Below are 12299 nucleotides of genomic sequence, written 5' to 3'. Positions count from 1 at the left end.
GATCGTCACCGCCGGCCGACGCTACGATCGCGCGGTGACCAGCAGCGTCCCGCAGCCTCGCCCGGAAACCCCGGTCACGCCGTCGCTCGGCCTGAGCCCGCTGTCCCGGGTCCGCCTCGACGAACTGCTCCAGGAGATGCTGGACCGGGTCGGCGAGGTGATGACCAGCCGGGAGCGGCTGCGGGCGCTGCTCGACGCGGTCGTCGGCATTGGCACCAACCTGGATCTGCGCACCACCCTGCGGCGCATCGTGCAGGCGGCCTGCGAGCTGGTCGGTGCCCGGTACGGCGCGCTGGGCGTGGTCGGCCCGGACCGGCTGCTGCACGACTTCATCGTGCACGGCATCACGCCCGAGCAGCACGCGCGGATCGGCGACCTGCCGCACGGTCGGGGCGTGCTCGGCCTGCTCATCGACGATCCCCGCCCGCTGCGCATGCCGGACATCACCCAGCACCCCCGCTCCTACGGCTTCCCCGCCAACCACCCGCCCATGCACAGCTTCCTGGGCGTGCCGGTACTCATCCGGGAACAGGTGTTCGGCAACCTCTACCTGGCCGAGAAGCAGGGCGGCGCGCAGTTCACCGAGGACGACGAGGAGATCGTCGTCGCGCTCGCCGCCGCCGCCGGCGTGGCCATCGAGAACGCCCGCCTGTACGCCCTCGCCCACCGGCGGGAGCGCTGGCTCGCGGCGACCGCCGAGATCACCACGGTGCTGCTCGGCGAGGTGCGTCGCACCGACGCGCTGGCACTCGTCGCCCGCCGCGCCCGGGAGGTCGCCGAGGCGGAGTTGGCGCTGGTGCTGCTGCACGACGCCGACACCGCGCAGTTCACCGTGGAAGTGGTCGACGGCGTCGACGAGCGGGCCCGGCCGCTGGTCGGCGCGGTCCTGCCGGCCGCCGAGACCAGCTTCGGGGCGGCCGTGGCGCAGGGACGGCACGATCAGGTGGACGACCTCGCGCACGCCGCGCCCTGGCCGGCGCTGCTGCACACCGGGCCCGCGATCGTCTCACCGCTGGCCACCGCCGAGACACTGCACGGCGTGCTCATCGTGGCGCACCGGCCGGAGCGTGGCGGCGGCGCCAGCGACGAGGACGTGGCGCTGCTGGGCAGCTTCGCCGGCCAGGCGGCGCTGGCCATGGAGCGGGCGCGTGGTCAGGAGGAGCGCGAGCTGTTGGTGGTCCTGGAGGACCGCGAGCGGATCGCCCGGGACCTGCACGACGTGGTGATCCAGCGACTGTTCGCCACCGGCCTGCAGTTGCAGAGCGCCGCGCCGATGATGACCCGCCCCGAGGTCGCCAAACGGATCAACGCCGCCGTCGACGACCTCGACGACACCATCCGCGACATCCGGCGGACCATCTTCGAGCTGCGGACACCGATGACCGCCGCGCTGCGCACCGAGATCCGCGAGGCGATCGAGCTGGCCGCCGAGTCGCTGGGTTTCAAGCCACGCCTGGAGCTGACCGGGCCGGTGGACAGCGCCGTACCCGACACCGTCCGCCCGGAGCTGGCCGCCGTGCTGCGCGAGGCGCTGTCCAACACGGTCCGCCACGCGCGGGCCACCCGCGTCGACGTGGCCGTACGCGTCGAGGGCGATCAGGTGAGCGTGACGGTCACCGACGACGGGGTGGGCTGCGACCCGAGTGCGGCCCGAGGCGGCCTGGTCAACCTCCGCGAACGCGCCGACCGCCTGGCCGGCACCTTCACGATCAACCCCGCCAACCCCCAAGGCACCGAGCTGCACTGGTCAGTGCCCCTGCGCGACTGACCGGCGGGTCGGCTCTCGCCGATCTTGCAGTTTCGGTTGACGATATGAGGGGCGAGGTCGGTTTCGTCGGCGCAGAAAGTGCAAGATCGCGGGGAACGGGGGTGGCTCAGGGGGTCTTGCCGAGCAGGCGGGTGGCCAGAACCGCCGCCTGGGTGCGGCGCTCCAGGCCCAGCTTGGCCAGCACGCTGGAGACATAGTTCTTCACCGTCTTCTCCGCGAGGAACATCCTTCCCGCGATCTCGCGGTTGGTGAGCCCCTCGGCCACGTACTCGAGGATCCGCCGCTCCTGCTCGGTGAGCGACTTCAACTCGCGCGGCTGCTCGACGCCGTTGCGGATACGGTCCAGCACCCGCGTGGTGATCGCCGGGTCGAGCAGGGACTGTCCGGCCGCCACCCGGCGTACCGCGTCGACCAAATCGGTGCCGCGGATCTGCTTGAGCACGTACCCGGCGGCACCCGCCATGATCGCGGCGAACAGCGCCTCGTCATCCTCGTACGAGGTCAGGATCAGGCCCTTGATGGACGAGTCGACGGCCCGGACGTCGCGGCACACGTCGATGCCGTTGCCGTCGGGCAGCCGTGCGTCGAGGATCGCCACGTCCGGCCGCAGCGCCGGGATACGACGAGACGCCTCCTGCGCGGAGCCGGACTCGCCGACCACCTCGATGTCGCCGCTGCTCTGCAGCAGGTCGGCCAGGCCACGGCGGACGACCTCGTGGTCGTCGAGGAGGAAGACGCGGATCATTCCTCGTTTCTACCCGTGCCGCACGACGGGTGCACGGGCCGAAGGTCCCGACCGCAGGGACCGACCGTGGGTGGGCCGGTCGGGCCCGGTGGATCGGGACGTCCGGCCCTGCTCGGCGCCGCCCGATCGGCGAACCGTGGAGTGCGCCAGCCGTCACGGCTGGACGACCCATCCCCGGGAGGGAGCACGCCATGGACATCGGCTACACCGCGGACCACCTGCGAACCGCCGCCGCCAGCGCGGTCCGGGCGCCGTCGTTGCACAACACGCAGCCGTGGCGGTTCCGGCTGCGGGACGGCGGGATCGAGGTGCTGGCCGACCCGTCGCGGCGGCTGCCGGCGACCGATGCCAGTGGCTGGGGCGTACGGGTCGCCTGCGGCGCGGCCCTGTTCAACCTGCGGATCGCGTTGGCCGTGGCCGGCGTCCCCGCCCGGGTGCGACTGCGCCCGGACCCGGCCGAGCCGGATCTGTTGGCCCGTCTGGTGCCGGACCTCCCGCGCCGGCCGAGCCCCACCGAGCAGAGCCTGCACACGGCCATCCCCCGCCGGTTCAGCAACCGGCTGCCGTTCTGGCCGGACCCGGTGCCGTCCGACGCCCGCTGGCGCCTCGGCGACGCCGCCCGCGCCGAGGGGTGCTGGCTGGAGCTAGTGGTCGGGGTGAGCGCCGTGAACGCGTTCGGCGAGATCGCCCGCAGCGCACACCGGGTGCTGGAACGTGACCCGGTCTACCGCGCCGAGCGGGACCAGTGGCTGCGCCACGAGTCCGCGCCGGACGGCGTACCGGTCTCGGCCGGTGGGCCGCAGCACGAGCCGCAGGACGTGCTGCCGACGCGCGGCTTCGGTGGTCGCGACCGCGCGCCGGGGCGGGACTTCGAACCCGAGCCGCTGGTCGGGGTGCTGGGCTCGGTCGGCAACACCGCCATCGACCAGGTGGTCGCCGGTCAGGCCCTGCAACGGGTGCTGCTCACCGCCGTCGACGCCGGGTTGGGCGTGTCGATGTTGTCCCAGCCGATCGAGGTGCCGACGGCGCGGGAGCAGCTGCGCGTGTCGCTGGGGCGGTTCGGCGCACCGCAGATGGTGCTACGCGTCGGGTACGGCCAGCCCGGCCGACCCACCCCGCGCCGCGCCGTTGACGACGTGCTGGACCTGCCGGTCGTGCCGGCCTGAGACTCAGTTGGCGAGCAGTCGGTCCAGTGGGCGGGGCACGCGGTCCGGGTCGAGCGCCCGCACGAGCGCCTCGGCGTAGCGCGCCTTGCGCCCACTCATGGTGCCCAGAAAACGACGCAGTTGCCGCTCGATCGACCGGCCACGTTGGGCGGGCTGGTTCTGGAAGACCCGGAACCGGCCCAGGTCCCGCTGGTCCGCGATGACCCGCTGCACGCCGTCGCTGCCCAGCGCGCGGATCAGCTCGTCCTCCAGGTCGGTCACACACACCCCGAAACCGAGCGCCTCCATCGCCGACCGGTCCAGGGCGGCACCGAAGCCCGCCTGCTTCAGGCCACGGCGGAAGAAGCCCTCCTCGGCCTCGTCGCACAGCCCCAGCACCGCGACGGCGAGGCCCTGCGACCCGAACAGCCGCAGGTACCGGCCGACGCTCATCGCGCCGCCGAGCGGCACCACGCAGACACCCTCACCGGCGAGGTCACGGTGCCGGCGCTCCGCGAGGGCCTCCACCGCACGCTGGTCGCTGACCCCCTCGACGAGGACGACCGTACGCAGGCCGGCCGCCGACTCCCGGGCCGCCGCGGCGGCCGTCGCGGCATCGGGACCGCCGGCCGCCCACAGGTGTACGGCGGCTCGGAAGCGGTCCGGCTCGGGCACGGGACCGAGTCTCGCAACGGTTGGTCCACCCCGCCACCGGTTAACGGCTGGTGGTCGGTGGTTGGCCCGGGTGAGCCGGCCCTTGACGGGGATCTGGAGGGCGTTCGATTCGGGCCCATTGTCCAGCACCCGTCTGCGGGCCCCGAGGACGTCACTCATGGGCTGTCCCCGGGACCGTGGCGCGGCGCAGGACCGCTACGCCACGCGGCGCCAGGACGGCGGTCCCGGAGCCGAGCCGTTCGCCGTCGACGTTGGAGATGTCGAGGGGCTGCCCAGTACGGTTGATCAGGAACCAGTACGGTCCGCGTACGGCCAGTTCGACGCGACCGCGCAGGTCCGGCGGGAGTTCACTGTCGATGCCGGCCCGCTGAGCCAGGTCGGCCAGGACGACGGTGAGCCCGGCGGGCCCCAGGCGGGTGGAGACGTAGGCGGCGGATCCGGACCCGACGGCCCGACGGGTGATGGCTGGGCGGCCGGTCTGGCCGCCCTGGCGGTACCGGGCCAGGACCTCGGTCGCGGGGTCCTTGACGTCGACGCGGTCGGTCCACAGGGTGCCCACCGTGCCGTTGTCGAGCTCGACGCTCTGCTCGTCGGACAGGGGGGCGAACTCCTCGATCCTGATGCCGAGCAGATCGCGCAGGGCTCCCGGGTAGCCGTCGAGCCAGACGTGGTCGTGCTCGTCGACAATGCCGGAGAAGTAGGTGGTGACGAGATGCCCGCCGTCGGCGACGTAGCCGCGTAGCCGGTCGGCGAGCGCTCCGGGCACGACATGCAGGATCGGGGCGACGAGCAGACCGTAGCGATGCAGCGGCGCGTCGACGGGGACCACGTCGGCGCGGATACCGAGTTCGAGAAAGGCCGTGTACCAGTCGAGGGCCTCCTGCCGGTAGCGGAGCCGGTCACTGGGGTGCGCGTCGTGCTCGGCCGTCCACCAGGACTCCCAGTCGAAGACGATGGCCGCGCCGGACGGCCGGCGCGTCGTGCCGGCCACCTCGGCGAGGTCGCGCAGCGTGGCACCGAGATCGGTGACGGCGCGGAAGATGGTGCTGTCGACGCCGGCGTGGGGCAGCATCGCCGAGTGGTACTTCTCGGCGCCCGCCGCGGACTGGCGCCATTGGAAGAAGCAGACCGCGTCGGCGCCGTGGGCGACGTGGGTGAGGGAGTCGCGGGCCATCTCGCCGGGTCCTTTGGCCACGTTGATCGGCTGCCAGTTGAGCGCGCTGGTGGAGTGCTCCATGAGATACCACGGCCGCCCGCCGGCCAGGTTCGAGGTGAGGTTGGCGGAGAACGACAGTTCGTCGTGCGCCTGCGGGCCCGGCGTCGTGTAGTGGTCGTTGGCGACGAAGTCGACCTCGGCGGCCCAGTCGGCGTAGTTGAGGGCCTTGGACCAGCCCATGACCATGAAGTTGGTGGTGACGGCAATGTCCGGGGTCACTTCGTACAGCACGGATCGTTCGGCGCGCAGGTGGTCCTTGAGCGCGTCGGAGGAGAACCGCTTGAAGTCCAGTTGCTGCGTGGGGTTGAGGTGTGTGGTCGCCCGCCGTGGCGGCAGGATCTGCGCCCAGTCGCTGTACTGCTGCGACCAGAACGTGGTCGCCCAGGCCCGGTTGAGGGCGTCCAGGGTGCCGTATCGGCGGCGCAGCCAGTCCCGGAACGCGGTCGCGGCGTCGTCGGAGTAGTCGTAGGCGTTGTCACCGCCCAGCTCGTTGTTGACATGCCAGGCGGTCAGCGCCGGGTGGTCGCGGTACCGCTCGGCGAGTGCGCGGGTCAGTCGGAGCGCATGCAATCGGAAGATCGGCGAAGTCGGCCGCCAGTGCTGGCGGGCGCCGGGCCAGATGGTGCGGCCGTCTCCGTCGACGGGCAGGATCTCCGGGTGCATCGTGGTCAGCCAGGGCGGCGGGGACGCGGTCGCGGTGGCCAGGTCGACGGCGATGCCGTGGGCGTGCAGCAGGTCCATGATCTCGTCGAGCCACCCGAAGTCCCACACGTCCACCTGCGGCTGGATCCGGGCCCAGGAGAAGATCCCCAACGAGACGATGTTCACGCCGGCCACCTGCATGGCCCGGACGTCCGCGTCCCAGATGTGGCGTGGCCACTGCTCGGGGTTGTAGTCGGCCCCGAACGCGAGGCGGCTCCGGGACGGGTCCGATGGCCAGCGCAACCATCGATGATTCTGCTGCGGCTGCATGCCGGCTCCTCTTCCGCGGTGCTGTTGTTGGTGGTGACGTGGGTCCGGTCCCCGCCGGCTCGGCTGTGCCCCGCTCACCCACCGAGCGGCTTGGCGGCGAACCTCAGCTTCTCGATCTCATGGAAGGCCTGGCCCCCTTCGTGGCCGTTGAACGGGTAGACGCGGATCTCCTTCGGTCCGGCGTAGTGGTTGTACGAGGCGTACACGGTCGACGGCGGGCAGGCCTGGTCCATCAGCCCGACGGAGTACAGCGCCGAGGCGCTGGCCCGCTTGGCGTGGTTGGCCGTGTCGAAGTACGAGAGCGTTCGCATCACCTGGTCACGTTGGTCCCGGCGGACCTTGAGATAGGCGGTGATCTCGGCGTACGGCGAGGCGTCGGTGATGGTCAGCGCACGGGCGAAGTCGGCCAGGAACGGCACGTCGGGCATGGCGGCCACCAGGCCCGGGGCGAGGCCGGCCACGGCGGTGGCGATTCCACCGCCCTGGCTGGTCCCGGTCACGGCAACTCTGCTCGCGTCCACCTCGGACAGTTCCCGTACCGCGTCGATGGCACGGACCCCGTCGGTGAAGACCCGGCGGTAGTAGTAGGTTTCCGGACTGGCGATGCCCCGGGTGGTGAAGCCCGCGATCGCGGGGTCACCAACGGGGTCGGGATCGGGCGTGTCCCCCTTGGGGCCCTTGGCGCCCTGACCCCGGGTGTCCATGATGAGGTGGGCATATCCGGCCATGGCCCACAGCGGTCGCTCGTGCGGCAGGCCGCGGCCACCGCCGTACCCGACGTACTCCACCACGGCGGGCAGTGCACCGGTGCGGGTGACGGGCAGGTGCAGCCATGCCTTGACCGGATTGCCGTCGTAGCCGGCGAAGGTGACGTCGAGGGTGTCGATCAGTGCAAGGCCGTTGTCGACCGGCGTAGCGGTGAGATCCAGCGAATGGGCGCGCGCGTCCTGGAGCGTCGCGGTCCAGAAGCTGTCGAAGTCCTCCGGCTCCGCGATCGCGGGCCGGTAGCTGCGTAGACGGTCTTCGGGCATGTCGAACTGTGCCATGGCATCTCCACGGTTGCTGGGTGGTCGGAAGTCGAGTGGGTCGTCACCACTCGGTGAACGCGCCGTCCGGGCCGCGCCAGACGGGGGAACGGAAGCGGTGGCCTCGTGCCGCCGCCGCGCGCACCGCCTTCTCGTCGACCTCGATGCCGAGGCCGGGCGCGCCGAGACGCTCCACGTGCCCGTCCCGCAACCGCAGGACGTCGGCGTCGACGAGATAGTTCAGGCCGTCCTGGCCGTTGTTGTAGTGGATGCCCAGGGCCTGTTCCTGAATGAGGAAGTTGGGGATGGCCAGGTCGATCTGCAGGCATGCGGCCAGGGCGATGGGGCCGAGCGGGCAGTGCGGGGCCAGGACGGCGTCGTACATCTCGGCGACCGCGGCGATGCGCCGGACCTCGGAGATGCCTCCGGCATGCGAGAGGTCGGGTTGGACGACGGCCACGCCGGCGTCCAGGACGTCCCGGAACTCGCGCCGGGTGTAGAGCCGCTCGCCGGTGGCGATCGGCAGTGCGGTCGCCGTGACGATCCGGGCGATGTCGCTGGAGTACTCCGGCCGCAGCGGTTCCTCGACGAACAGCGGCACGTACGGCTCCAGCAGTGGCAGGAGGCGACGGCTGGCGGCGATCGAGGCGCGACCGTGCAGGTCGATCGCCACGTCGTAGTCGGAGCCGATCGCGTCGCGGACCTTGGCCAGGAGATCGACGACCGATCTCAGGCCCGCGGGTGTGTCCAGGAACGCCATCGCGCCCGGCGGTGCGATCTTGACGGCGGTGTATCCGGTCGCGATCGCCGCCGCGGCGTTCTCGGCGACCTGCTCGGCGGTCTCGCCGTACGCCCAGCCGTACATCCGGACGCGGTCGCGTACCGGCCCGCCGAGCAGTTCGTGGACCGGCGCCCCGCGCACCTTTCCGGCGATGTCCCACAGCGCCTGGTCGATGCCGGCGACGGCGCTGGAGAGTACGGGGCCGCCGCGGTAGAAGCCACCGCGGGTGAGGACCTGCCAATGGTCTTCGATGCGCATCGGATCGCTGCCGATGAGCAGGTCGGACAGCTCACCGATGGCGGCCTGGACGGTCTCGGCGCGGCCTTCCACGACCGGTTCGCCCCAGCCGACGACACCGTCATCAGTGGTGATCTTCAGAAAGAGCCAGCGGGGCGCGACGAGGAAGGTCTCCAGGCGGTCGATCTTCACGGGGCCACGATCCCGCCGTCGAGGTGCCGTACCTGAGCCGACCACCGTTCGTGGAGGTGCTCCACGGGCGGGTACTTGGCGGCCTCCGCCTCGTCGAGGTCGATGCCCCAGCCGGGCGCGTCCGACGGGTAGAGGAAGCCGTTGCGGGGTGCGAGCGTGCCCGGGAACACCGCGTGGACGTCGGGTGAGTACTCGTGCCCCTCCTGGACGACGAACGCCGCGCTGGTCACGTCGAGCGCGACGTTGGCCGCCGCGCCGACCGGGGACACGTCGGCCGGCGCGTGCCAGGCGGTGCCGACACCGTGGAGTTCGCACAGGGCGACGAGCTTGCGCGCCGGGCTCAGGCCGCCGATCGAGGAGATGTGCAGGCGCAGCAGATCGACGCCGCCACCCGTCACGAGCCGGGCCGCGTCGGCCACCGACGCCACCTGTTCGCCGACGGCGATGGGCATGGGTGCGGCCGCCCGGACCTCGCTCAGCCGGTCGTAGAACTCCGGGGCGATCGGATCCTCCAGGAAGAACAGCCGGTACTCCTCGAGCTGGCGGGCCAGTCCGACAGCCTGCTTGACGGTCAGCCGGGAATGGACGTCGTGCATCAGGTGCGGCTCGGGCCCGAGGGCCGTGCGGGCCTGCGCGAACAGGTCCGGGGTGTCGCGCAGGTAGCGGTGCACGTCCCACCCGCCGGGATGTGGTGTTCCGGGGTACTCGCCGGGCGTGGCCGGAGCGCCGTAGGTGCCGACGCCAGGGCTGCCGACCTGGAGCCGGACGTGTCGGTAGCCCCGGTCGAGCAGGGCGCGGGCCTGCTCCAGGGTGGCGTCGACGGTGGCCCCGCCGGCGTGCAGGTACGTGTCGGCCGCCGCTCGGACCCGCCCGCCGAGCAACTCGTAGACGGGCATGCCGGCCCGTTTGCCGGCGATGTCCCACAGCGCCTGGTCGACGCCGGACAGGGCATTGTTGATGACCGGACCGCTGCGCCAGTACGACGAGAAGTGGACCATTCGGAAGATGTCCTCGATGTCGGCCGGATGGCGGCCGACGAGCAGCGGCGCGACATGACGGTCGACGGTGGCGGCGACCGCGTGGAACCGCTGGGTGAACGTCGCGCAGCCGAGCCCGTACAGGCCGGGATCGTTGGTGTCGACCCGGACGACGACGAGCGGCACGCCCTCCGGGGCGGTGACGATCGACCGGACGCCGGTGATGCGCAGCCGGTCACGGCCGGGCCAGGGTGCCTGCGTCTCCGGCATGGGATTGAGGGGCACGAACGTGGTCTCCTGTTCGAGGATCGTTGCGTGGATGGACGGCGACGGCAGACCGTCAGGGGTAGGCCCGCACGGCGATCAGCTGGGCCGAACCGGTGCCGTTGGTGGCGGTGACGACGACCCTGATCCGGTCGGTCACGATCGGGGCCGCGAGACGGTGCGTGCGGCGGCGCTGCCGGTTGTCGGCCACCGACACGAGCGGCTGCCAGTCGGTCCCGGCGGCACGGGCCTCGATCCGGTAGTCGCGCACGAGCGTCGGCATGAGCGTGAACGGCATCCGGTGATGGGGCAGATTGATCAGGTCCTCGTTGACGTCGTCGTTGGCGATGACCTCGACCCGGCTCACCGTCACCGGCTCGGCCCAGGTCAGCTGCAACCACGGTTCGCCGTCCGTGGCTAAGGGCCGCGACATCCACAGGTGCGGTCCGGCGAAGGGGCGCAGATACCCGTCCACCACCTTGTCGGCGGAGTAGGCCGCCGTCGGACCGGTGCGCAGGCAGAAGGTCCGGCGGCGCAGGGCCGCGCTCTTCCACTCGAGCACCGGTTGCCGCTCCTTGCGGTCCGCCGCCGGCGGCACGTGCGACAGGGACAGGACGCCGGGGACGGTCGTGTCCGCGACGTGCAGGGTCACGGCGCGGTTGGCCCGTACCCGCAGGAAGGCGTTGCGCGCGGTGGGCGGCGTCCATGCCAGCGGGAGGCGGACCCATTGCCGCACGCCCGCTCCGACCGGGACCTGCGCGGTGTCGATCAGCGTTCCCGGTACGTAGTTCTGTCCGAGGCCGGGGTCGTAGAGGTCCACCATGAGCGTCGTGGCCTCGGCCGCGTCGACGAGGAGTTCCGGCCCCGCCAGGGCGGGATCGACCGGCAGCACGATGCCGGCGTCGGCGGTCAGCGGCCACTGGGCACCCGGTCCGGTCACCTCGATCCCGTCCAGCGTCGAGGACGCCGTCACCAGCGCCGTGCGGGCCTGATCGGTGGGGTCGGTCGCGGCCACGCCCATGAGCGACGCGTCGGCGCGCAACAGGGTCTGCTGGAGGTGACCCGCGTCGAGTTCACGTGGGACCACCTCTCCGTCGAGACACAGGGCGGCGGCGGTTCCCGCCGCCTGGCCCAGCGTCGCGCAGGTGGCCATCACCCGGGTCGACCCGAACGCGATGTGGCTGGCCGACACGTTGCGCCCGGCGAACAGCAGGTTCGTGGTGTTCACCGAGTACAGGCACCGGTAGGGGATGGGGTAGACGCCGTCCGGGTGCAGGTGTCTGGAGGCGGCCTCCGTCGCGTACATGCCCTGCGGGGGATGCATGTCGATGGACCAACCGCCGAAGGCGATCTGGTCGGGGAACTCCTTCTGGCCCATGATGTCGTTCTGGGTCAGCACGTAGTCGCCGATGAACCTCCGGTACTCCCGCTTGCCGGGGACGGCCCCGACCCATTCCAGGGTCATCGTGTCCGCGTCGAACCGGCCCGAGTTCTTGATGTGGTCCCAGATGCCGTAGATGACCGACCACAGTTCGTCCCGGATGACGTCGTTGTCGTGGACGGTGTCCAGCTCCCCGCCGTACTCGATCCACCAGTACGCGGTGCCGTTGTCGCCGGCCCGGATGATGCGTCGCTGCGGGATGCTGGTCCGCGTGATGTCCTTGGCGAACGACGGCGCCACGTAGGTGACCGGCTCACCGGCGTCCTTGGTGTAGAAGAGCAGGGTGCTGCCGAGGGTGATGTCGTCGGCCTCGGCGGGCGCCCAGGGTTCGCCGTACTGGCCGCTGGCCTCGCGGCCGATGCGGTACTCGGCGCCGGCCAGGTGGCCGACCAGTCCGTCACCGGTGCAGTCGAGGAAGATCGGCGACGAGAAGTGGATGAGCCGCTCCGAGCCCATCATCCATCCGGTGACGGAGTGGATCTGCCGTGCCTCGGGCGGCCCGTCCGCGTCGACGTCACGGACGTCGGTGTTGAGGTACAGGGAGATGTTCGGTTCCGCCCGCACGGCGTCGAGCACGACCGTGTCCCACACGTACGGGTTGCCCTGCGGGTTGCGGTACTGGTTCTCCACGAACAGCTCACCCATGATCCCGCCTTCGCGGGCGTAGTGGTTGTCGCCGTGGCTCGTGGCGCCCACCACCCAGACCCGCACCTCGCTGCTGGAGTTGCCGCCCAGCACCGGCCGGTTGTTGATCAGCGCGACCGTCCGGCCGAGGCGGGCGGCGGCGATGGCTGCGCACACACCCGCCAGACCACCGCCCACCACTGTGATGTCGTGTCCGGCGTGTTCAACACGCATGGT

General features: G+C 71.5%; 9 protein-coding genes. 2 read left to right on the top strand and 7 right to left on the bottom strand.

What is annotated here, in order from left to right; genetic code table 11:
• Positions 1-91: 91 nt before the first annotated feature.
• A complete protein-coding gene (locus tag ACIA3K_RS19650; protein ID WP_396802950.1) occupies positions 92-1768 on the top strand; it encodes a GAF domain-containing protein in 1677 nt (558 codons plus the stop codon).
• 106 nt (positions 1769-1874) lie between these two features.
• Here the strand turns inward: ACIA3K_RS19650 and ACIA3K_RS19645 are convergent, their stop codons facing one another.
• Positions 1875-2513 (bottom strand): response regulator transcription factor, encoded by a 639-nt coding sequence (locus tag ACIA3K_RS19645; protein WP_357123027.1) that lies wholly within the window; start codon positions 2511-2513, stop codon positions 1875-1877.
• A 191-nt stretch (positions 2514-2704) separates the two neighbouring features.
• Between ACIA3K_RS19645 and ACIA3K_RS19640 the strand changes: the two genes are divergently transcribed.
• Entirely contained in the window at positions 2705-3679 is a 975-nt protein-coding gene (locus ACIA3K_RS19640; protein ID WP_396802702.1) for an Acg family FMN-binding oxidoreductase, read from the top strand.
• Positions 3680-3682: 3 nt separating this feature from the next.
• On the opposite strand, the gene ACIA3K_RS19635 is transcribed toward ACIA3K_RS19640, so the two are convergent.
• From ACIA3K_RS19635 to ACIA3K_RS19610, 6 genes are all read right to left on the bottom strand, one after another.
• On the bottom strand, positions 3683-4333 hold the full coding sequence (locus ACIA3K_RS19635; protein ID WP_396802701.1) for a TOPRIM nucleotidyl transferase/hydrolase domain-containing protein: 651 nt from the start codon (positions 4331-4333) through the stop codon (positions 3683-3685).
• Between the two features lie 151 nt (positions 4334-4484).
• Positions 4485-6521: a beta-galactosidase gene (locus ACIA3K_RS19630; protein ID WP_396802699.1), complete on the bottom strand. Its 2037-nt coding sequence runs from the start codon at positions 6519-6521 to the stop codon at positions 4485-4487.
• A gap of 74 nt (positions 6522-6595) precedes the next feature.
• Positions 6596-7567 carry an acetylxylan esterase gene (locus tag ACIA3K_RS19625; protein WP_396802697.1) on the bottom strand — a complete coding sequence of 324 codons (972 nt, stop codon included), beginning with the start codon at positions 7565-7567 and terminating at the stop codon, positions 6596-6598.
• Between the two features lie 43 nt (positions 7568-7610).
• Positions 7611-8756 (bottom strand): galactonate dehydratase, encoded by a 1146-nt coding sequence (dgoD, locus tag ACIA3K_RS19620; RefSeq protein WP_396802695.1) that lies wholly within the window; start codon positions 8754-8756, stop codon positions 7611-7613.
• On the bottom strand, positions 8753-10018 hold the full coding sequence (locus tag ACIA3K_RS19615) for an enolase C-terminal domain-like protein (RefSeq protein WP_396802693.1): 1266 nt from the start codon (positions 10016-10018) through the stop codon (positions 8753-8755). The genes dgoD and ACIA3K_RS19615 overlap by 4 nt, the downstream gene beginning before the upstream one ends.
• Positions 10019-10073: 55 nt before the next feature.
• A complete protein-coding gene (locus ACIA3K_RS19610) occupies positions 10074-12296 on the bottom strand; it encodes an FAD-dependent oxidoreductase (RefSeq protein WP_396802692.1) in 2223 nt (740 codons plus the stop codon).
• Positions 12297-12299: the final 3 nt, after the last annotated feature.

It is taken from the genome of Micromonospora sp. NPDC051543 (assembly GCF_044454415.1).
Lineage (GTDB): Bacteria > Actinomycetota > Actinomycetes > Mycobacteriales > Micromonosporaceae > Micromonospora.
The sequence above is the reverse complement of the archived record's forward strand: the minus strand, read 5'-3'. Positions and strand labels throughout refer to the sequence as shown.